The sequence below is a fragment of the uncultured Eubacterium sp. genome, assembly GCF_934295145.1.
Classification (GTDB): Bacteria; Bacillota; Clostridia; order Lachnospirales; family Lachnospiraceae; genus Eubacterium_I.
Genome location: NZ_CAKRAS010000010.1, coordinates 26,852 through 48,920, shown reverse-complemented (window position 1 = coordinate 48,920; position 22,069 = coordinate 26,852). Strand labels below are relative to the sequence as shown.

Annotated in this window: 16 protein-coding genes; 12 read left to right on the top strand and 4 right to left on the bottom strand. The window is 42.2% G+C overall.

Annotation, left to right across the window (positions count from 1 at the left end; translation table 11 throughout):
• The first annotated feature begins 338 nt into the window (after window positions 1-338).
• The 8 genes from Q0I54_RS03380 to Q0I54_RS03345 all read left to right on the top strand — a co-directional run bounded on the left by Q0I54_RS03380 (window position 339) and on the right by Q0I54_RS03345 (window position 12,516).
• A complete protein-coding gene (locus tag Q0I54_RS03380; protein WP_296116440.1) occupies window positions 339-1,127 on the top strand; it encodes an electron transfer flavoprotein subunit beta/FixA family protein in 789 nt (262 codons plus the stop codon).
• 88 nt (window positions 1,128-1,215) lie between these two features.
• Window positions 1,216-2,406, top strand: coding sequence for an electron transfer flavoprotein subunit alpha (locus Q0I54_RS03375; protein WP_296116439.1), 1,191 nt, complete (start codon window positions 1,216-1,218; stop codon window positions 2,404-2,406).
• A 15-nt stretch (window positions 2,407-2,421) separates the two neighbouring features.
• Window positions 2,422-3,822: an FAD-binding oxidoreductase gene (locus Q0I54_RS03370; protein ID WP_296116437.1), complete on the top strand. Its 1,401-nt coding sequence runs from the start codon at window positions 2,422-2,424 to the stop codon at window positions 3,820-3,822.
• 242 nt (window positions 3,823-4,064) lie between these two features.
• The gene (locus tag Q0I54_RS03365; protein WP_296116435.1) at window positions 4,065-6,584 is read left to right on the top strand and encodes a LuxR C-terminal-related transcriptional regulator; all 2,520 of its coding nucleotides are present in this window, start codon (window positions 4,065-4,067) and stop codon (window positions 6,582-6,584) included.
• Between the two features lie 180 nt (window positions 6,585-6,764).
• Window positions 6,765-7,685, top strand: a complete 921-nt coding sequence (locus tag Q0I54_RS03360; RefSeq protein ID WP_296116433.1) for a DUF3137 domain-containing protein — start codon at window positions 6,765-6,767, stop codon at window positions 7,683-7,685.
• A gap of 14 nt (window positions 7,686-7,699) precedes the next feature.
• Window positions 7,700-8,947, top strand: coding sequence for a hypothetical protein (locus Q0I54_RS03355; protein WP_296116432.1), 1,248 nt, complete (start codon window positions 7,700-7,702; stop codon window positions 8,945-8,947).
• A gap of 231 nt (window positions 8,948-9,178) precedes the next feature.
• Entirely contained in the window at window positions 9,179-10,864 is a 1,686-nt protein-coding gene (locus Q0I54_RS03350; protein WP_296116431.1) for an AAA family ATPase, read from the top strand.
• Window positions 10,865-10,911: 47 nt separating this feature from the next.
• Window positions 10,912-12,516 carry an AAA-like domain-containing protein gene (locus Q0I54_RS03345; protein ID WP_296116430.1) on the top strand — a complete coding sequence of 535 codons (1,605 nt, stop codon included), beginning with the start codon at window positions 10,912-10,914 and terminating at the stop codon, window positions 12,514-12,516.
• A 144-nt stretch (window positions 12,517-12,660) separates the two neighbouring features.
• On the opposite strand, the gene Q0I54_RS03340 is transcribed toward Q0I54_RS03345, so the two are convergent.
• The 4 genes from Q0I54_RS03340 to Q0I54_RS03325 are packed head-to-tail and all read right to left on the bottom strand — an operon-like array spanning window position 12,661 to window position 17,370.
• The gene (locus tag Q0I54_RS03340; protein ID WP_296116428.1) at window positions 12,661-13,689 is read right to left on the bottom strand and encodes a sugar kinase; all 1,029 of its coding nucleotides are present in this window, start codon (window positions 13,687-13,689) and stop codon (window positions 12,661-12,663) included.
• Window positions 13,689-14,333, bottom strand: coding sequence for a bifunctional 4-hydroxy-2-oxoglutarate aldolase/2-dehydro-3-deoxy-phosphogluconate aldolase (gene eda / locus Q0I54_RS03335; protein WP_296116427.1), 645 nt, complete (start codon window positions 14,331-14,333; stop codon window positions 13,689-13,691). Before eda ends, Q0I54_RS03340 begins: the two co-directional genes overlap by 1 nt.
• Window positions 14,334-14,366: 33 nt before the next feature.
• Complete coding sequence (locus Q0I54_RS03330; protein WP_296116425.1) at window positions 14,367-15,854, bottom strand: tagaturonate reductase; 1,488 nt, start codon at window positions 15,852-15,854, stop codon at window positions 14,367-14,369.
• Between the two features lie 31 nt (window positions 15,855-15,885).
• Window positions 15,886-17,370, bottom strand: coding sequence for a UxaA family hydrolase (locus Q0I54_RS03325; RefSeq protein ID WP_296116423.1), 1,485 nt, complete (start codon window positions 17,368-17,370; stop codon window positions 15,886-15,888).
• A gap of 322 nt (window positions 17,371-17,692) precedes the next feature.
• Between Q0I54_RS03325 and Q0I54_RS03320 the strand changes: the two genes are divergently transcribed.
• From Q0I54_RS03320 to uxaC, 4 genes are all read left to right on the top strand, one after another.
• A complete protein-coding gene (locus Q0I54_RS03320; protein ID WP_367270776.1) occupies window positions 17,693-18,736 on the top strand; it encodes a TRAP transporter substrate-binding protein in 1,044 nt (347 codons plus the stop codon).
• Window positions 18,737-19,234, top strand: coding sequence for a TRAP transporter small permease (locus Q0I54_RS03315; protein WP_296116421.1), 498 nt, complete (start codon window positions 18,737-18,739; stop codon window positions 19,232-19,234).
• A 13-nt stretch (window positions 19,235-19,247) separates the two neighbouring features.
• Window positions 19,248-20,555, top strand: coding sequence for a TRAP transporter large permease (locus tag Q0I54_RS03310; protein ID WP_296116420.1), 1,308 nt, complete (start codon window positions 19,248-19,250; stop codon window positions 20,553-20,555).
• Between the two features lie 74 nt (window positions 20,556-20,629).
• Entirely contained in the window at window positions 20,630-22,036 is a 1,407-nt protein-coding gene (uxaC, locus tag Q0I54_RS03305; RefSeq protein ID WP_296116418.1) for a glucuronate isomerase, read from the top strand.
• Window positions 22,037-22,069 lie beyond the last annotated feature (33 nt).

The window sequence follows — 22,069 nt, the reverse complement described above, 5'->3', positions numbered from 1 at the left end:
GATTTCATTATATTATATAAAATAAAAAAAGTAAAACGAATGTATCTTCTTGTTACATTAAGTAAAACTTAAGGAAAGAAGTGTTAACAGTTTGAGGGGCTTCTTTGAAATCATGTATTGATACCGGGAAACATAACTTTTTGTGTAAAAGAGATTGCATTTACCTGCAGACAGTTCTATAATAGCTGTATAACTGGTAAGACCAGATGGAAAGAAAAACAGAAGATACGGAAAATGAAGCGCAGCGGAAGAAAAAAATTCTAAAGCGCTATGATAAAACAGTTTCTGTATCTGACAGAATTGATAAGATGAAAAGATTGCTTGAGAGGAGAAGAACAATGAAGATCGTTGTGTGTATCAAACAGGTTCCGGGTACCAGTCAGGTAGAGATCGATCCGGAAACAGGTGTATTAAAACGTGATGGTGCAGCAGCCAAGATCAACCCATATGATCTGTATGCATTAGAGACTGCAATGCGCCTGAAAGAGCGCTGCGGTGGAACTGTAACCGCAGTTACAATGGGACCGCCTCAGGCAGAGGCTATGATGAAAGAAGCTTATATGATGGGGGTAGATCAGGCGTATGTATTTACAGACCGTACTTTTGCAGGTGCGGACGTGCTGGCAACTTCCTATACGTTGGCACAGGGGATTACATCCATTTGCAATTATGACATTATCATCTGTGGAAAACAGACCACAGACGGTGATACCGCTCAGGTAGGACCTGCCATGGCAGAGTACCTTGGAATTCCGTGTGCAGCATGGGTTGGCGAGATCGCTGATGTGAATGAAGACGCTGTTACTGTCGGACAGGATTTCGTTAATGTACGTCAGCTGGCAAAAATGAAACTGCCATGTCTGATCACTGTGGAAAAAGATATTTACACGCCGCGTCTTCCGTCCTACCGTCTGAAAGCAGCAACAAAAGACCGCAAAGTAGAGATGATCACATTTGCAGACTTCAAAGATCAGGATGTGACACATTACGGACTGAAAGGTTCCGCTACTTCTGTAGAGCGTATTTTCCCGCCGGAAAGTCACGACGGACAGATTTTTATGAAAGGATCTGCTGAACAGGCAGCCGGTGAACTGGCAGATATTTTTGCAGAGAGAAAATACATATAACAGTTCGAAAATAAAAGGAAGTCGGAAAAAGGCATGGATTGTAATGTATGAAAGCTATACGGAGGCTTATCATTCGGAGGAGTAAAAGATGGCAACATTAAATTTTAATCAGGATCAGTGTATCCTCTGTGGACAGTGTGTGGAAAAATGTCCCTTCGGAGCACTGGAGATCAAAGATAACAAAATAGAAATCAACGCATCCTGCAAGATGTGTAAATTGTGTGTAAAATCATGCCCGGTGCAGGCAGTTTCCCTGGTAGAGGATGAAGTGAAAAAGACCGTGGACAAAGATGCATGGAAAGGTGTCATGGTTTTTGTGGAGCAGGAAGAAAGCGGCATCCATCCGGTAGCGTTCGAACTGATCGGCAAAGCAAGAGAGCTGGCTGCAAAAATCAATCACCCGGTTTATGCGGTACTGATCGGTGGTGAGCAGGCCAAAGAGCAGGCGCAGAGCTTACTGGAGTACGGTGTGGATAAAGTATATGTGTATGCACATAAAGCGCTGGCACATTTCCGTGGCGATGTATATACAAACATTATGGAAGACTGTATCAAAACCGTAAAACCGACGGTTGTTCTGGTTGGAGCAACTTCTCTGGGACGTTCCCTGGCTCCGGCCTGTGCCACACGTTTTCGCACCGGTCTGACCGCAGACTGTACCGTACTTGATATGAAAGAAAATACTGATCTGGTGCAGATTCGTCCGGCTTTCGGTGGAAATATCATGGCACAGATCATCACAACAAATACAAGACCGCAGTTCGCAACTGTTCGTTATAAAGTGATGAATGTTGCAGAGAAAACAAAACCAAACGGTGAGGTCGTAACCTGTGAAGTGACCGATGAAATGCTGAAATCCGGTATGGAAGTGATCAGCACAGAGATCGTGGAAAAGACAAAAGGCATCGAGGAAGAAGATGTACTGGTTGTCGCAGGCCGTGGCGTGAAAAAACAGGAAGATCTTGCGATGCTGCAGGAGCTGGCAGATGCCCTTGGCGGACAGCTTGCAACCACACGTCCGCTGGTAGAAAAAGGATGGAATGACGTAACAAAACAGATCGGACTTTCCGGACGTACCGTAAAACCGAAACTGATCATTACCTGTGGGGTTTCCGGTGCGGTGCAGTTTGCCGCAGGTATGGACGGCGCTGAGTGCATCGTAGCCATCAACACCGATGCGGAAGCACCAATCTTTAAGATCGCAAACTATTGTATTACCGAAGATTTGTACAGTGTAGTACCGGCACTGACAGCAGCAGTGCAGGCAAAACAGCAGTAAAGGGGGACGTCGAAAATGGAATATCAGGTAATTACACCGGAAGGTGTGGAATATTTAAAAAGTGTGACAGCCCCGGACCGTGTTTTTTACGGGGATGAGATCGAGTCCGATTACGCGCATGATGAGATGCCGGATTTCGGAACCCATGCGCCGGATGTGCTGGTAGAGGTTTTGAGCACCGAGGAAGTATCTAAAGTGATGCGTTATGCTTACGAGCATTGTATTCCGGTCACTCCCCGGGGAGCCGGAACCGGTCTGTCCGGTGGTGCGGTACCGATTTACGGAGGCATCCTTCTCTGTACCGAAAAAATGAACAAAATTCTGGAGTGGGACCTGGATACTATGACGGTTGTCATCGAGCCGGGGGTGCTTGTTATGGAACTGGCCAATGCCGCACAGGAAAAAGGCGTCTTTTATCCGCCGGAGCCGGGAGAAAAGACAGCTTCCGTTGGTGGAAACGTTATGACAAATGCCGGTGGTATGAAAGCCGTAGGATATGGTGTTACAAGAAATTATGTTGTTTCCATGGAATGCGTGATGCCAAACGGAGATATCATGCAGTTTGGAAGTAATGTAGCAAAAAATACATCCGGATATGATATCAAAGATCTGGTGATCGGTTCTGAGGGAACTTTATGTATCGCAACAAAACTGCGTATGCGCGTCATTCCGCAGCCGAAAGTATCTTATACCTTGCTTGTACCGTATCCGTCACTGGATCAGTGCGTGGGAACGGTGCCGAAATTTATCAATTCCGATCTGAATCCGACCGCCATCGAGTATATGCCGAAGTCTCTGCTGGATGAAGCAGCAGAGTATCTGAACAAGATCATGCCGCACCGTACGGCAGATTCTTATCTGATCCTGATGTTTGACGGAAGTACCGTGGAAGATGTGGAGCGCAGATGTGACGCCGCTGCACAGATCTGTTTGGACAACGGAGCAGAGGACGTGTTCCTGTGCAATACCGATGAGCGAAAAGAAGCAGTATGGAGTGTGCGTGGTGCATCCCTTGAGGCACTGAAAGCATCCACAACGGATATGGATGAGTGTGATATCGTTGTTCCGAGAAATCGTATTGCAGACTTTTCCAAATTTGCGGGAACCAAGATGGAAGAGACTGGTATCCGCATTTCCATCCAGGGTCATGCCGGCGACGGAAACATGCATATCCAGCTGATGCGTGACGATATGGATAAAAAACTCTTCGAGGAGCGCTGCCCGAAACTGATGGAAGAGCTGTATGCACAGGCAAAAATCATGGGTGGCCAGGTATCCGGTGAGCATGGAATCGGTCATGCCCGCGTCGGTGCACTGGAAACATTCATGGGACCGCAGATGATTGCTTTGTATCAGGCAATTAAAAATGCGTTTGATGAGAAGCACATTCTGAATCCGGGGAAGGTTATTCGTTAGGATGTATTGAGTTTCAGAAAAGTTTTTCTTCAGATCCAGTCAGAGGGCTGCCTTTGACCGGGATAAAAATGGGTTAGGTTTATATAGGTGTAACGTGAAATGCAGAAATTCTCAGAGCGAGGATTTCTGCATTTTTTGTAGGAAATACTGGGATTGCAATGCTTTTTGTAACAGGTGGAATGATAAAATAATATATTAAGAAGATAACAAATGAGTTTAACAGGGAGAAGGAGCTGGGGAGAATGTCAAAGGGGAAAAATAATCTGAATACGATTTACATATCGGAACGGCTGCAGGAATCGCTTCGTCCCATTGCCCACTGTGCATTGACGACAGTGACAGCTCCCATGGGATATGGAAAAACAACCGCAGTAAATTGGTATCTGGCGCGCCAATCAAAAGCGGATGGGGCAGTGATCATCCGTATCAGTATTTATTCCGATAATCTGTCTATATTTTGGAAAAGTGTGCAGCAGGCCTTTGCATTTTCCGGTCTGACAGTTCTGGAAGATTATGATTGTCCGACAGACATGGCATCAGCGGGATTTCTGATGGATACACTTTGCTATATGTTGCTGGGAGAGACTCCATATTATATTTTTATTGATGATTTTCATCTGCTGGGGGATGCGCGGGTTACGATATTTTTGCGTGATCTGGCCAGAAGGTTACCGGGAAATGTGCATTTGGTCGTTGCCAGCCGTGGAACCGTTCTGCCGGGAGAAGCGGTTATGCAGCTTGGGGGAAAACTCTGCCAGATTGCAATGGAAAACCTGTGTCTGAATCATACGGAGCTTTCAGCTTATGTATATCGTTGCGGAATGGAATTGAATGACAGGCAGATTGAACAGCTGCTTCATACCAGTGAAGGATGGTTTTCAGCTGTCTATCTGAACCTGTGTGCTTTTTTGAAGTATGGGCAGCTGCCGGATAGTAAATCTGATATTTATGAAATGTTTGCGTCGGCTATGATTGATCCGTTGCCCGAAGAGCGGCGGGAATTTTTGATTGTTATGGGACTTGCAGACGAATTCACGCTCAGGATGGCGAAATATATTACCCAAAATACGCATGCGGAAGCAATTGTGGCGGCGTTGACGGAAAATAATGCTTTTGTCAGTCGACTGGCAGATCATCAGACGTTTCGCTTTCACCATATGATGAAGGAATGTGCGGAGCGTGCTTTTTTATCATTGTCCCCGCAAAAGCAGATAATGTACCGGAATCGATATGGTGCATGGTATGAGGCAGAAAAAATGTATCTGCATGCGCTGCGCTTTTACAGGGAAAATCAGAATTATGCTGCTGTTTTGCGTGTGATACAAAGTGATGCGGGAATTTTGCTGGCCTCAATGAAACCGAAGGAAGTGATGGCACTTCTGGAGCAGTGTCCGGTGGAGGTGTTAAAAGAGCATCCACTGGCGATTCTTGTGCTGATGCGCAGAATGTTTACATGGCATCAGGTGCCGAAGATGATGGAGTTAAAAGAAGTGCTGATGTCCTCAATTTTGGAGCATCCGGATATGACGCAGGAAGAGCGGGGAAACCTGTTGGGAGAATGTGATCTGATCATGAGTTTTCTCATGTACAATGATATTTCTAAAATGAGTCAGTTCCACCGCAGTGCCAGTGCCCAGATGTCGCGTCCGGCGATCAGTATCCGAAATGAAGGCGGCTGGACGTTTGGTTCACCATCGGTACTGATGATGTTTCACCGTACACCGGGAAGCCTGGAGAAGGAATTGCAGGAGATGAATGACTGTATGCCGCATTATTATCGGATCACGAATGGGCATGGGCAGGGCGCGGAACGGATCATGAGTGCGGAGGCAGCATTTATGCAGGGGCATTTTGTGGATGCACAAATCCGGTTGGAAAATACATATGCGCATATTGCGGAAAATGGACAGGAAAATATGGCGTTGTGTTGTGATTTCCTTGCATTGAGACTCTTACTTTGTACCGAACTGGATCTTTGCTATACAATTTCGGAGCGACGCAGTAATCTGAGGCGATGGCACAATATCACATGGGTAACACTGTTTGACAGTGCATGTGCCTACTATTATGCGCTGGCAGGGCAGACGGAACAGATTCCGGAGCTTTTCCGGGAACACAGACTTTCCACTGTGAATTTTCTGGCACCGGGCAGACCGATGATGGAGATGATTGAAAATCAGGTATATCTTGCACAGGGCGCATATACGAAAGTGGTTGGAAGAAGCGAACAATTGCTTGCTCTATGTGAAAACATGCATTATGCTCTGGTTGCATTGCATATCAGAATCCAGACTGCGGCTGCCTGTGAGCAGTTGGGCAAGCGCAGGGAGGCAAGAAAATTTCTGCGGACTGCGGTTGCGGACGCTTTGCAGGATCAGTTTTATCTGCCGTTTGCGGAAAATTATGGCTATATGCCTAAACTTCTGGAACAGGAAATCAGGACTTCAGAAGCAAAAACAGCTGTTTTTCTGGAAAAGGTGGCAGAACTTGGAAAAACCTGTCAGAGACGATATGCGTGCATGAAAAAAGAAGAGGCATATCCGGAGAAATTTGCAGAGCTGACTGAGCAGGAAAAACAGATAATAAAATTAGTGGGAGAAAGATTAAGCAACAAGGAAATTGCAGACAGAATGTTTTTTACAGAAGGGACCGTAAAGCAATATATTAACCGGATCTATGCAAAGTTACAGATCACCGGAGATGTGAGGACGAAGCGAAAGGAACTTCTGGAATTGCTGGAACATGATCAGAATGTGGAATAATGCATTCGATAAAAACTAACTTTTAGTTAATATTAATCTTAGTAAATCCATCGTACATTACAATTGTACGGTGGATTTTTTCTTTGCCGGGAAATTACGTCAAATCTCCTGGCAAACATATAATACTTCGTACAGACGATGTGCATCTGCACGGGAAAAAAACAGGGAGGAGGATGGTTCATGGAAGAAAAAAGAACCCTTTCCGATGAACAGCTTACATCGGAATTAAGAAATAAGCGAACCGTAGGAAGAAGCGGAAAGGCATTGGAAATAGTCGGCATTATCTTTGTGCTTATAGGATTTCTGACAACGCTGATTCCAGTTGCCATATTAGGAGGTATTCTCTGTCTGGTTGGTGTGCTTGTTATGAATAACGGCGAAAAAGCAATGAAACAGCAGATCGGTGATCAGCTGGTAAGAGGATTGCTGGAACAGACTTTTGAACAGGTGGAATATGAACCGACAGGGCATATTACTTCGTCTGCAATGGGGCGGGGGAGAACGATGCTGCCGACAGATTTTTCTGAGATAGAGGGCAGTAATCATGTCAAAGCACTTTATAAAGGAATGCACATTGAGATGAGTGCTATTTCACTGGTGCTGGAGGAAGATTATTATAATGATGATGCCGGTATGTGGGAAAAAATCAAGAAAACAGTGTTTAAGGGGCAGTGGCTGGTGTGTGATTTTGGTCATGAACTATCTACGGAGTTAAAGATTGTGGCGCGCAGTGGGCAAAACCGCCTGTTTTCCGGTTCAGTGATAAAAACCGGAAATGAGGAATTTGACCGAAGATTTATCATTCAGCCAGAGCAGGAGCAGGAGGCAGGGTATATTCTGACACCAAATATCATGGCGCACATTCTTCATATGTCATCCAAATATGGCGGAAAAATTTATATGAGTTTTCTGCGGGAAGGAAAACTGCATATTGCGATTGAAACAAATCGGGAATTTTTTGCAATTGGCAGAGGAAGCGTGGATGTGGAATTGCTGAGAAACCGCTATGCGGATGAGATTCGCTGGTTCACAGGTTTTATTGATCAATTGAGTTGGGTAGACACATTTTATCAGACTGGTGCAGGGGGCAGCAGAGAATGAGAGGAGAAAAGGTTATGAATAAGATACGAAAAATAATGACATTAATACTTTTGACGGTACTGAGTGTTATGCTGATCAGTTGTGGAAATCAGGAGGATGGCTCTGCAGATCCGGGAGCGATTTCTGCATATACCGGTTTCTGGAAATATGAGACGCAACCGATGTATTTGACAATTGACGAACAGTATCAGTGGACGATGACAGATTTTTATGGAAATCAGACAGATGGAGGAACCGTGGATGCCGAGGCAGATGCAATCACGCTGTACACAGAGGATGGTTCATTAAAGGAGATGATGACACTGTCGGATACAGGACTGATCGATGAATCAGGAAACACGCTGGTGGCCAGTGAAGCACTGGTATATTTGCCAACACCTTCCGATGAACTGAATCTGACAGCCACATTTCCGGGAAATTTTGCAAGTGTACAGATCAATTATCCGGTGCAGCTGATTTCATCCGTTCACGGAACCTATACAGATAGCCTTGGATTTGATGCACAGATGAAGGATGGAACAGATGATGCGCATACCAATATTATCATCGGATTTCAGCCGATTTCCGGTTATGATGACAATATGACAAAAGGAATTGAAGTAGCAAAACCGCAGATGGAGCAGATGATGCAGACTCTTTTGAACAATATGTATGGCGGCAATGTGATACAGATCATAGGATCTGAGTGCACAGACTGCGGAAGTTATTATCGTATCGTTGGATCTGTGTGGATGAACAGCGGTATTTTCGGGGATGGTTCCTCAGATCAGATCCGCGGAAATTTTGAGGTGCGCTATTATGGGCCAACTAATTATGCACTGGTGGCAATGACGATTGCACCGGAGAGTCGTATTGACAATTATGTAGGTATTACGAATAATATGCTGAATACATGTACGTATACTGCCGGATGGAGTACAGCACCGAAAGCGGTTCCGGAAGCTCCGCCACAGGACGCAAAGAAAAAGTCTGATGGCGCAAGTGATGATGGAGTTGCATATTACTGGTATGACAGTGATGGTGATCTCTGGTACTGGGATGGATCCGATAATTACTTTATCGGCTATGGAGATGCCGGTTACGATGCCGATTATTATGAGGCAAATGATTATGATCCATGGTCAGATCCGGGAGATTATGGCGACGATTATTATGATTACGATGATGATGATTATGACTATGGAGATGATGACTGGGATTATTATGATAATAATGATGATTATGCGTATGATGATGACGGCTGGGGAGATTATTTTGACTGAGACAGGTACAGCAGTGAGCAAGTAGCGAAAGCGGATTGCAAATGTCCGCTTTAGAAAACAGAAAAGCAGGGAAAAGAAAATGGATGTACGGAAACGGTACATCCGTTTTCTTTTCGGGTCATTTCACGAATTGCAAATTGCCTGAATGACTGCTTCATGGTATGATAATCATATTGAGTAAGAGATAGAAATTATTGATTATTATACATTGTGAAATAGGAGGCTGTTGCGATGAAAGAAATAAATATTCCTGTTGGAATTTCTGATTTTAAAGAGATTCGCAAGAATGGTTATTACTATGTAGATAAAACCTTTTTGATCAAAGAATTACTGAAGACAACAGCGACCAAAGTTACATTGATCACAAGACCGCGCCGCTTTGGAAAGACCATGGCAATGAGTATGCTGGCGGATTATTTTGATATAAGAGAAAACAGTCAGGATCTGTTTGATGGTCTTGAAATTTCAAAAGAAACGGATTTATGCAGAGAATGGATGAACCGGTGGCCGGTAGTATTTTTGTCTTTGAAAGACATTGATGGATTGAATTTTGAAGATGCTTATGAACGATTGGCTGTTCAGATTTCTAATTTATACAAAAATTACACATATCTGCTTGAATGCGACAAAATTGATCCGGATGATAGACAGATTTTCCTTGATCTGAAAGCTGGAAAAGCCGAAAAAGCACAGGTTTTTCAGGCACTTCGCACGCTGATGCGAATGTTGCAGATTTATCATCAGAAGAAAGTGATTTTGTTGTTGGATGAATATGATGTACCAATCGCAAAGGCAAGCAGTAATGGTTATTACAATCAGATGCTGGATGTGATGAAAGGTATTATGAGTACGGCATTAAAAGATAATACGTCACTGCAATTTTCAGTTGTGACAGGATGTCTGCGTATTGCGAAAGAAAGCGTTTTTACCGGAACGAATAATTTTGTGACAGACAGTATTACGGATTCCCGATATAATGAATTTTTTGGATTTACGCAGGCAGAGGTAGATCAAATTTTAGAATATGCAGATGCAGGCAGACAAGCAGAAAGTGTAAAACACTGGTATGATGGATATCATTTTGGAAATGTGGATGTTTATTGTCCATGGGATCTGATGAATTATCTGTGTGATCTGCAGCGTAATTCGGAAGCAAAACCAGATAGCTATTGGAAAAACACAAGTGATAATGCAATTATCCGTTCTTTTATTGATTATGCAGGAAGCAGCATTACGAAAAAACTGGAGACACTGCTTGCAGGTGGCTATATCGTAGAGCAGATTGATGAGAGTCTGACCTATGATTATCTGCATTCTTCAGAGGAAAATCTGTGGAGCATTTTGTATCTGACTGGTTATCTGACAACGGTACGAGAAGAAGATTTGTTAGTTTCTGTACCAGAAGGATTATCGGCGTTGGTGATTCCAAATGCGGAGATTCAGGAAATTTTCGAAACTACGGTAATGAAATGGTTCAGCGATAGTGCAAAAACATGGAGCCGTCAGACTTTGTTTGATGCTGTATGGAAAAATGACTGCGAATTACTGACACAGGAAATGAATAAACTGTTGCGAAAAACAATCAGTTATCACGACTATAAAGAGGATTTTTATCATGCGTTTCTTGCCGGTATTTTCGCAGGAGCAGGATATTCGGTAGAATCCAATAAAGAACATGGGGAAGGGCGCAGTGATATCGTAGTCAGTGACATTGTCAATGGGCGCGTGGCAGTGTTTGAAGTTAAAAAGTCAGATGTACTGGCAGATTTAATATCAGATTGTGAATCAGCACTTGCTCAGATTGATGATCGGATGTATGCGCGGGAATTTGAGGATGATTACGACGAGGTATTCTGTTATGGTATTTCATTTTTCAAGAAGCGGTGTCTGGTGAAAGGGATAAACTGTCAGCAATAATACGATTTGTAGCATAGATGATAGAACGATTTAGACAGGAGGAAATCATGTCAAAAGTATTCAATACAACTGCTGTATGTATACCAGAAGAACATTATATGGTAAACATTGCACAGCGTTTACAGGAGATAAAAGCACTTGTAGATGATGGGAAATACTTTACAATCAATAAAGCGCGTCAGTATGGAAAGACTACGACATTGATCGCATTAAAGCGTTTGCTGGAATCAGAATATTATGTTGTATTGATGGATTTTCAGACATTTGGCAGCGCTGATTTTGCAAACGAAAACGTTTTTGCACTTTCTTTCTGTAATTCATTTTTACGGCTGTTCAAAAAGTGCAAGCCAACATTAAATGGTGATTTAAAAGAAACACTGAATGATTTGAAAAATCATGTGGACAACAGGCATGGTTATTTTACATTAAAGCCATTATTTGAGGGACTGGGTGATATCTGTCAATTTTCTGATAAGCCGATTGTTTTGATGATCGATGAGGTAGACAGTGCATCGAATAATCAGGTTTTTCTGGATTTTTTAGGACAACTTCGTGCTCAGTATATCAATCGTTTTCAGCAAACCGCATTCAAATCAGTTATTTTAGCCGGAGTGTATGATGTGAAAAATCTCCGACATAAAATCAGACCAGATGAGGAACATAAATATAACAGTCCATGGAATATTGCGGCAGATTTTAAAATTGATATGAGTTTTTCAGAAACAGAAATTGCAGGTATGCTTAGAGATTACGAACAGGATCATCATACCGGAATGAATGTTGATGAAATAGCAGCATTGCTGTACCAATATACATCAGGATATCCGTTTCTCATTTCACGATTGTGCCAGATTATGGATGAAGATATTGATATAAATAATGGTGAAAACAGATTGAAAAATGTGTGGACCAGACATGGATTTTTTACAGCAGTCCGTATGTTGCTGGCGGAGAAGAATACATTGTTCGAATCATTGAGTGAGAAGCTGAATCGTTACCCGGAATTAAATGATATGTTACAGTCATTATTATTTACCGGAAAAGCAATTGCTTACAATTATTATGAACCGGCGATCAGTGTGGCAACTATGTTTGGATTTGTGAAAAATAATCATGGCGTGCTGGCGATTGCAAATCGTATTTTTGAAACATGGTTATATAATTTATATCTGTCAACTTCAGAAATGCAGAAGCAGCAGATTTATTCGGATGCTTTGTTGGACAAAAGCCAGTTTATTGTAAATGGTCATTTGAATATGCGTCAGATTTTGGACCGTTTTGTAATACATTTTAATGACTTATACGGAAATTGTGATGAGACGTTTATCGAACAGGAAGGTAGAAAATACTTTTTGTTGTATTTGCGTCCGATCATTAATGGCACTGGAAATTATTACATTGAAGCGGAAACCCGCGAACAGAAACGGACGGATGTGATCGTGGATTATCGTGGAGAACAATATATCATTGAAATGAAGATATGGCATGGTCAGGAATATAATACCAGAGGGGAGAAACAGCTGGCAGAATATCTGGATGCCTATCATGTGAACCAGGGATATATGATCAGTTTCAATTTCAATCAGAAAAAAGAAATCGGAGTACATGAGATTCTGATTGATGATAAAAAAATTATTGAAGCAGTGGTATAAAAAATATCGCAGAGTCAAAACCTGGATTCGGCTGCGAAAACTTAATTAAGGCTACCGGCAGTTACTGCCGGTAGCCTTAAAACATGAAGAGGGTTAAAATGTATAAAAAATGGTTAGGAAAATTTTTATGTTAGTTTTGCCTTGTTATCTCTGAACACGTCCGGCACCATCTGTATTCATCAGATTCAGAACTTCTTCTGCTGAGATAAAATTCAGATCTCCCGGAATGGTGTGCTTAATGGCAGCAGCAGCAAGTCCAAATTCAAGTGCCTTTTCGGCTCCCATCTCTGCGAGGATTCCGTGGAGCACACCGGCAGCAAAGGCATCGCCGCCACCGACACGGTCTACAATGTGCAGGTCGTAGGTTCTTCCATGGTAAAGTCCGGAATCGGTACAGATTGCTCCGGACCATCCGTTGTCAGAAGCGCTGATACTGTTTCGCAAGGTTGTGATCAGGTGCGTAAATCCATAATGTTTCATGACATTGGTCATATGAATTTCATCCACGCAGATGCTGTAATCACCATTGATAAAATCGATACCGTTTTCTGTATAGCCAAGGCATTTTGCTGCATCTCTGGCATTTCCAAAACAAATATCGACATATGGCATCATGTCGGAGAGCATCTGCTGTTTTTCTTCAATATGATCCGTCCATAATTTGGCACGGTAGTTTAAATCAAAGGAAACGGTAACGCCGTGTTCTTTTGCTTTTTTCAGTGCAGCTAAGGTAAGAACTGCAGCATCCTGACTTAATACAGGTGTGATTCCGGAAACATGGAATAAATCCACACCATCAAAAATCTCATCAAAATCAAATTCGTCCGCTTTTGCCTGTGTGACAGATGAATCGGCACGGTCATATACCACGCTGGAAGGACGGATAGAGGCACCGTTTTCCAGAAAATAAATGCCGAGGCGTTTTCCACCGCGTGCGATATATTGGCAATTTACACCAAGGCTTTTTAACGTGGCGATAGCGGCATCACCAATCGCATTTGCCGGGATTTTTGATAAAAAAGCAGCATCATTTCCAAACTGAGCCAGGGAAGCGGCTACATTTGCTTCTGCACCACCATAATTGATATCGAAGCTGGAGGCCTGCACAAAGCGTTCATATCCGGGCGGGGAGAGACGGAGCATGATTTCTCCGAGTGTGACAACTTTAGCCATTATTTCACCTCCCGTGCTGAACGGACAAGAGAAACAGCTTCTTTTGTTAAAGTAGTGATCTCATCAAATTTTCCTTCTTTGATAAGATCGCTTTTTACCATCCAGCTTCCACCGCACGCAATGATTTTGTCGTATTGTAGATAAGGTAAAGCATTTTTTGCGTTGATTCCGCCGGTTGGCATGAATCTTAATTTATTATATGGTGCGGCGACAGCCTTAATCATGGCGAGACCGCCGGATGGTTCAGCAGGGAAAAATTTTACAACATCAAGCCCTAATTCAATCGCTTTTGCGATTTCACTCGGTGTAACAACACCCGGAGTGATCGGTATATTTTTCTTGATGCAGTATGTTACAATTTTTGGATCAAGCCCCGGGCTTACGATAAATTTTGCACCGGCAGCAATTGCACGATCTACCTGATCGGTTGTAAGAACCGTTCCGGCACCGACAACCATATCAGGATATTCTGTTGTCATAATGCGGATGGATTCTTCGGCTGCAGCTGTACGGAACGTAACTTCCGCACAGGCAAGACCACCGTCATAGAGTGCTTTTGCCAGAGGAGCAGCATCTGCTGCATCATCCAGTACAACGACTGGGACAATACCAAATTGTTCAAGTTTTTGTAATGTAGCGTTCATTTTTATTCTCCTCGTATAACGATAAAACTGTGTTTATTTCAGTAAAGTTTTCATAGCGGCATAGGTGCCATTCTCATTAATCTGTGTCAGATAAGTGCATACAGCTGCTTCAAATCCTTCTAATTTTGTGAGATCCTCACCCCAGAAATCGGTATTTGTGCAGACAGCATGAACCAGATCTTTCACAGAGTCATCTTTGTGTGCCAGATAGAAATCCAGTACTGCCTGATCGTCTTTAATCGTATAATCATTTCCGGTTCTGCTGCCGGTGAGTCCGTCTGCAGTCATGGTATGACCGTTAAAGAATGCGATATAAAAGGCAAAAGATGCTGTGATGCAGGAAGGAAGTGTTCCTTTGCGTTTGATATATTCTTTCAGGGATGGCATAACACGTGCTTTCCATTTAGAGGTTGAGTTCAGGGAAATTGCAAGTAATGCGTGGTCGATAAATGGATTTTTAAATCGTTCGGTCACAGCTGCTGCAAATTCTTTTAATTCTTCCTGTGGAAGATCCAGGGTAGGGATGATCTCGTCATAAATGGTTTTATTCATAAATCCACAGATGACATCATCATTCATACAATCTCTTACGATATCCTGACCGGCAAGGTAAGCGCCCAGTACAAAAGAAGTGTGTGCTCCGTTTAAAATGCGGACTTTACGCTGTTTATACGGTTTGTGGTTGTCTGTGATCAGGATTGGAAGACCTGCTTTATCAACAGGGAATTCGTCTTTGATGGACTGCGGACCTTCAATCACCCAGAAACCGAAAATTTCTCCGGTATCGATCAGGTTGTCTTTGTATCCGAGTTCTTCGCAGATGGCATCAGCTTCACTGCGTGGGTAGCCAGTAACGATGCGGTCTACCAGGGTAGAACAGAACGTGTTTTCAGCTTTTACCCATGCGATGAAATCTTCACCGAGATTCCACTGTTTTGCATATTCTAATACACATTTCTCAAGTTCTTTTCCGTTGTCATCGATAAGTTCGCAGGAAAGAATGATAAAACCTTTTCCCGGAACGGTTCCGAATTTCTCAAATCTGCGATACAAAAACTGTGTCAGTTTTCCCGGATAAGAAGAAGCAGGGATATCTGTAAACTGACAGGAAGGATCATATGCGATACCGGCCTCTGTTGTGTTGCATGCGATAAATCTCAGATCCGGATTGGAAGCACAGTCAAGAACTGCATCAAAATCCTGATATGGGTTCAGGCAGCGGCTGACACAGGAAATGACACGTTTTTTGTTGACTTTCTGACCATCCTGAAATCCACGGAGAAATAAGGTATAAAGACCTTCCTGCTCATTGATCATGTCTGCAAGTCCCGGTGCGATTGGCTGACAGAGGACAACTTTGGAGTTAAATCCTGCTTTTTCATTCATGACATCGATAAAATAATCTACAAAAGCACGAAGAAAGTTTCCTTCGCCAAATTGAAGTACGCGTTCTGGCGCTGATTCCAGAAGATATCCGGAATAGTTCTGTTCTTTTAATGTTTGATAAGAGAGTTGTTTCATTTTTATACCACCTTTCAACTAGTGACAAAGATTACAGTGTTACACCCTGCTTGAAGATTGCCATATCATGGAATCCTGCTTCTTCGGATTTTGCCTGTTTTCCGGAAGCAATTTCAATTACAAAATCAAGTAACTGATCTGCAAGTTCATCTGCGGGAACGTCATCGACCAGAACACCGCAGTTAAAATCAATCCAGTTTTGCTTTTTTTGTGCAAGTGTATTATTAGAAGAAATTTTTACCGTCGGTACCGGACAGGCAAAAGGGGTTCCGCGTCCTGTGGTAAAAAGTACAATGTGTGCACCTGATGCAGCAAGGGCAGTTGCCGCGACAAGGTCATTTCCCGGGGCGCTCAACAGATTCAGACCTCTGGTGCTGACCGGTTCACCATAGGCAAGCACTCCTTTTACCGGGGCTGTACCGGATTTCTGTGTGCAGCCAAGTGATTTGTCTTCCAGTGTGGAAATGCCGCCTTTTTTATTTCCCGGAGAAGGATTTTCATAAATGGTCTGATCGTGACGCTTAAAATAAGCCTTAAAGTCATTGATCAGTGCCACTGTTTTCTGAAACAGAGACTCGTTTTCGCATCGATTCATGAGGAGTGTTTCAGCACCAAACATCTCAGGTACTTCGGTGAGGATCGTTGAGCCGCCCATGGCGATCAGGCGGTCGGAAAAACCACCAACGGTTGGATTTGCTGTGATGCCGGATAATCCATCGGATCCGCCGCACTTCATGCCGATTACCAGTTCACTGCAGCTGATGGGCTGTCTGCGAAATTGAGAAGCATAATCAATCAGTTCGCGAACAATTTCAGTTCCGGTCGCAATCTCATCTTCACATTCCTGTGCAACAAGAAATCGTACCCGTTCCGGATCATATTCACCGATATAATTTTTCAGGACATCAATATTGCTGTTTTCACAGCCAAGTCCGAGGACAAGAACTGCGGCTGCATTTGGATGATTGATCAGATCAGCAAGAATCTGTCTGGTATGTTCCTGATCATCACCCATCTGAGAACAACCATAAGGATGGGTAAAAGCAATGACACCGTCAACGTTATCTGCAATATCATTCTGGGCAGATTTTTCAATGGCCTGAGCAACATTGTTCACACAGCCGACGGTTGGGATGATCCAGACTTCATTTCGTACTGCGGCACGTCCGTCTTTGCGGCGATATCCCTGGAAATAGCGTTCCGGCTGTTTTTGCTCTGTGATATCTTCTTTCTGATAGGTATATGTCAGCAGGTCACCCAGACCTGTTTTCATATTATGGGTATGGATCCATGCACCTTTGCAGATGGGCTGAGTAGCAACGCCGATGGGATTTCCATATTTAATAATGGAAGAACCTTCTGCAAGATCGGCCAGTGCAAATTTGTGTCCCTGTGGAATATCTTCCGTTAATGTAATGGTAGTGTTGTCATCAATCGGAAGAACGCTGCCTTTTTTTAATGGAGTTAATGCAACGGCAACCGTATCTGTGGGATGGATTTTAATAAAGGTTTTCAATGGTTAAATACCGTCCTTTCATTTCTAAAGAAAGTTTGAATGTAATGTTCCTCACACAAAATGTAAGGGCTTACACAAAAAATACATCGGATGTTAGAATGTGTCAATGAAAAAATGTGAAAAAAAGCATGATTGTAAAAAGTGCATAAAAATGAGGTAAAAATATTGTTTAATAATAAGTGAAATAGAGGTTGCAACAGGGTGGTTACCAGTGATATACTGCAAACATCAATGTAAGGGCTTACACAAAAATGAAACAGGTAACATAAAAAATAAAGCTGAGCAAAATCAGATAGGCAGCTCAGAAATGAAAGGAAAGGTTATGAGAAACAAAATCAGAAAAATACTCTGTGTGGTTCTCTGTGTTGGGCTTATTGCTGGAATGACAACTGGATGCAGTGGAACCAAACAGGCAAGCGGAGGGAAAAAAATTATACGTGTTGCTCTTTCACAGTCAGAAACACATCCGGAATATACCGGAATGGAAAAGTTTAAAGAATATGTGGAAGAAAAACTAGGGGATAAATATGAAGTACAGATTTATCCGAATGAACTTCTTGGATCGCAGACAAAAGCAATTGAGCTTACACAGACAGGTGCAATTGATTTTGTTGTTGTAGGAACGCCGAATCTTGAAATTTTTGCAGATGTATATGAAGTATTCAGTATGCCATATTTATTTACTTCTCAGGAAGCTTATTATGCGGCTATGAATGATACAGATTATATGGAAAAAGTTTATGAATCAACGGATGAGACAGGACTTCGTGTTGTGACATGGTTTGATGTTGGTACAAGAAACTTTTATGCAAAAAAAGCAATCAATACACCAGATGATCTGAAAGGTTTGAAAATGCGTGTGCAGCAGAGCCCGGCCAGTGTAAAAATGGCAAATGCATTTGGCGCAGCAGCTTCCCCGATGAGTTTCGGAGAAGTGTATACCGCGATTCAGCAGGGCGTTATAGATGGAGCAGAAAATAATGAGCTTGCGTTAACGGACAATAAGCACGGTGAGGTTGCTAAATATTATTCTTATACAATGCATCAGATGATCCCGGATGTACTGATTGCGAATTTGAAGTTTTTAAATGGTTTGAGTGAAGAGGAACGTCAGGTGTTTTATGATGCAGCAGAAGTTGCAAGTGAGACAGAAAGAGATGCCTGGACTACAGAGGTAGAGAAGGCCAAGAAAACAGCAGAAGAGGATATGGGAGTTACGTTTATTTATCCGGATATCAGTCTGTTTAAGGAAAAAGTAAGCAACGTACAGAATGAAATGCTTGATGCAAACCCGGATATCCGTGATTTGTATGATCATATTCAGTTATATAATAAGCAGTACGCAGATACAAAGGAGGAAAATTAGATGGATGCATTACATCAACTCAGAAAAGGGATTAATAAAGTCCTCGGTACCGTCTGTATTGTGCTGTTTGCAATAATGGTAATCGTTGGAACTTATCAGATTGTAACACGTTTTGTTTTTAACAGTCCAAGTACTGTATCAGAAGAGCTTCTTACTTATACATTTGCATGGATGGCAATGTTTGCAACAGCATATGTATTTGGAAAACGCGATCATATGAAAATGACTTTTGTGGTAGACAAACTTTCATCGGAGAAAAGAAAAGTTCTGGATATTGCGATTGAAGTGCTTATTATTGTTTTTGCTGCTGCTGTGCTGATTTATGGAGGCTTTACAATTATGGATCTGACCATGACACAGAAAACAGCATCACTTGGAGTATCTATGGGTGTCATTTATTCTGTAATGCCGGTCAGCGGTATCCTGATCGCAGTGTATGGCGTACTGAACATTGCAGATATGTGTGCCGGAAATTATATACAGAAAACAGAGGAATAGGGGGAATTAGAAAATGAACATAGCAATTGTATCCGGATTAATTATTTTAGTCCTTTTGGTTGTCATGCTGATCGCAGGTGTACCGATTGCTGTAGCACTCGGAATATCTTCTGTATGTGCGATCCTTCCGGTAATGAACATGGATGTTGCGGTACTGACCGGTTCACAGCGTATCTTTTCCGGTATTTCAGTATTCAGTCTTCTTGCCATTCCGTTTTTTATTCTTGCCGGAAATATTATGAATAAAGGTGGAATTGCTGTTCGTCTGATTAATTTTGCAAAATTGATCACAGGACGTGCGCCGGGAGCTTTAGCGCAGACAAACGTCCTGGCGAATATGTTGTTTGGTTCCATTTCCGGATCTGGTACAGCAGCAGCGTCTGCAATGGGATCTATCATTGGACCAATTGAAAAAGAAGAGGGATATGATCCAAACTTTTCCGCAGCTGTAAATATCGCAACAGCGCCGACCGGTCTGCTTATTCCGCCGAGTAACGTAATGATCACATTTTCACTTGTAAGTGGAGGTACTTCCGTAGCAGCACTTTTTATGGCTGGTTATATTCCGGGAATTCTATGGGGACTTGCATGTATGCTGGTAATCTTTGTCATTGCAAAGAGAAAAGGGTACCGTGCAAAGGCAAAATTTACAGCAAAAGAAGCAGGAAAAGTAGTTCTTCAGGCAATTCCGTGTCTGCTGCTTATTGTAATTGTAATTGGTGGAATTATTTTGGGTATCTTTACAGCGACAGAGGGATCCGTTGTGGCAGTTGTATACAGTCTGATCCTCTCCCTGTTTGTATATAAATCTATCAAACTGAAAGATCTTCCGCAGATTTTTAAAGAAAGCGCAGAAATGACAGGAATCATTATTTTCCTGATCGGAGTATCAAGCATTATGTCATGGGTTATGGCATTTACAAATATCCCGGCTATTGTATCCGCAGGTCTCCTTTCCATCAGCAGTAATAAATATGTGATCTTCCTTCTGATCAATGTAATTCTTCTGCTTGTTGGTACCTTTATGGATATGACACCTGCCTGCCTGATTTTTACACCGATCTTCCTTCCGGTTTGTACTGCACTTGGAATGAATACTATTCATTTTGGAATTATGATGATATTCAATTTGTGTATCGGAACCATTACTCCGCCTGTTGGAACAACACTCTTTGTTGGAGTAAAAGTTGGCGGTGTAAAGATAGAGACAGTATTCCGTCAGTTATTAGTTTACTTTGCTGCGATTTTCGTAGTATTAATGCTTGTAACTTATATACCATCACTGAGTCTGACATTACCGAAGTTACTTGGTTACATTTAAAATGCATCATTGGATAACGTATCGTAATTTGTCAGTGGCCTAAGATAGTTAGTAAAAAAGGAGTTTAATTAATTATGAAAGCATTTATGGATCAGGATTTTTTATTATCCTCAGAAACATCACAGAAACTTTTTCATGAGTATGCAGAAAATATGCCGATCGTGGATTACCATTGCCATATCAATCCGCAGGAAATAGCAGAAGATCGTAAATTTGAAAATATTACACAGGTGTGGCTTGGCGGTGATCATTACAAATGGCGTCAGATGCGTTCAAATGGTGTAGATGAGTATTATATTACAGGAGATGCCAGTGATCGCGAAAAGTTCCAGAAGTGGGCTGAGACGTTAGAAAAAGCAATTGGAAATCCATTATATCACTGGAGTCATCTGGAATTACAGAGATACTTTGGCTATAATGGACATTTGTCCGGAGAGACAGCAGAAGAAGTTTGGAATTTATGTAATGCGAAACTGCAGGAAGATGGTATGTCTGTCCGTAATCTGATCCGTCAGTCAAACGTAAAGCTGATCTGTACAACAGATGATCCGGTAGATTCTCTGGAATGGCATAAAAAACTGGCAGAAGATGACAGCTTTGAAGTAAAAGTTCTTCCTGCATGGAGACCGGACAAGGCAATGAATCTGGAAAAACCGGATTATAAAGAGTATATCGAAAAACTGTCAGATGTGAGCGGAGTTGAGATTGTAGATTTTTCATCTATGAAAAAAGCAATTTTAAACAGAATGGATTTCTTTGCATCTATGGGATGCTCTGTTTCGGATCATGCACTGGAATATATTATGTATGCACCGGCTTCTGAGGCAGAAGTAGATGATATTTTCCAAAAAGCATTACAGGGATCTGAGATTACAAGAGAAGAAGAAATGAAGTTCAAAATGGCTTTTATGCAGTTTGTTGCGAAAGAATATCATAAGAGAAACTGGGTAATGCAGATTCATTATGGATGTAAACGTGATAATAATGCTCTTATGTATGCAAAACTAGGTCCGGATACAGGATATGATTGTATCAATAACTATGCTCCGAGTGCACAGACAGCAGATTTCTTAAATTCACTGATTGCCACAGATGAACTTCCAAAAACAATTTTATATTCATTGAATCCATGTGATAATGAAGCAATTGGAACAATTCTTGGATGTTTCCAGGGAACGGAAGCAGCAGGTAAGATCCAGCAGGGAAGTGCATGGTGGTTCAATGATAACAAAACAGGAATGATAGCACAGATGACATCACTGGCAAATCTTGGACTGTTATCTAATTTTGTGGGAATGTTGACGGATTCCAGAAGCTTTTTGTCTTATACAAGACATGAGTATTTCCGGAGAATTCTCTGTGAATTAATCGGTGGTTGGGTTGAAAATGGAGAATATCCGGCAGATTACAAAGCATTGGAGAAGATTGTAAAGGGAATTTCTTACGATAATGCTGTAAAATATTTTGCATTTGAGATTTGACCAGGAGTGATTTTGTGTGATAGAATACACACA

What these genes read in the sequence shown, in the direction of transcription:
- eda (WP_296116427.1), bottom strand. Translation starts at nt 14,333, where the DNA reads ATGAACGCTACATTACAAAAACTTGAACAATTTGGTATTGTCCCAGTC.
- Q0I54_RS03370 (WP_296116437.1), top strand. Translation starts at nt 2,422, where the DNA reads ATGGAATATCAGGTAATTACACCGGAAGGTGTGGAATATTTAAAAAGT.
- Q0I54_RS03340 (WP_296116428.1), bottom strand. Translation starts at nt 13,689, where the DNA reads ATGGCTAAAGTTGTCACACTCGGAGAAATCATGCTCCGTCTCTCCCCG.
- Q0I54_RS03365 (WP_296116435.1), top strand. Translation starts at nt 4,065, where the DNA reads ATGTCAAAGGGGAAAAATAATCTGAATACGATTTACATATCGGAACGG.
- uxaC (WP_296116418.1), top strand. Translation starts at nt 20,630, where the DNA reads ATGAAAGCATTTATGGATCAGGATTTTTTATTATCCTCAGAAACATCA.
- Q0I54_RS03330 (WP_296116425.1), bottom strand. Translation starts at nt 15,854, where the DNA reads ATGAAACAACTCTCTTATCAAACATTAAAAGAACAGAACTATTCCGGA.
- Q0I54_RS03320 (WP_367270776.1), top strand. Translation starts at nt 17,693, where the DNA reads ATGAGAAACAAAATCAGAAAAATACTCTGTGTGGTTCTCTGTGTTGGG.
- Q0I54_RS03380 (WP_296116440.1), top strand. Translation starts at nt 339, where the DNA reads ATGAAGATCGTTGTGTGTATCAAACAGGTTCCGGGTACCAGTCAGGTA.
- Q0I54_RS03355 (WP_296116432.1), top strand. Translation starts at nt 7,700, where the DNA reads ATGAATAAGATACGAAAAATAATGACATTAATACTTTTGACGGTACTG.
- Q0I54_RS03310 (WP_296116420.1), top strand. Translation starts at nt 19,248, where the DNA reads ATGAACATAGCAATTGTATCCGGATTAATTATTTTAGTCCTTTTGGTT.
- Q0I54_RS03360 (WP_296116433.1), top strand. Translation starts at nt 6,765, where the DNA reads ATGGAAGAAAAAAGAACCCTTTCCGATGAACAGCTTACATCGGAATTA.
- Q0I54_RS03315 (WP_296116421.1), top strand. Translation starts at nt 18,737, where the DNA reads ATGGATGCATTACATCAACTCAGAAAAGGGATTAATAAAGTCCTCGGT.
- Q0I54_RS03375 (WP_296116439.1), top strand. Translation starts at nt 1,216, where the DNA reads ATGGCAACATTAAATTTTAATCAGGATCAGTGTATCCTCTGTGGACAG.
- Q0I54_RS03350 (WP_296116431.1), top strand. Translation starts at nt 9,179, where the DNA reads ATGAAAGAAATAAATATTCCTGTTGGAATTTCTGATTTTAAAGAGATT.
- Q0I54_RS03345 (WP_296116430.1), top strand. Translation starts at nt 10,912, where the DNA reads ATGTCAAAAGTATTCAATACAACTGCTGTATGTATACCAGAAGAACAT.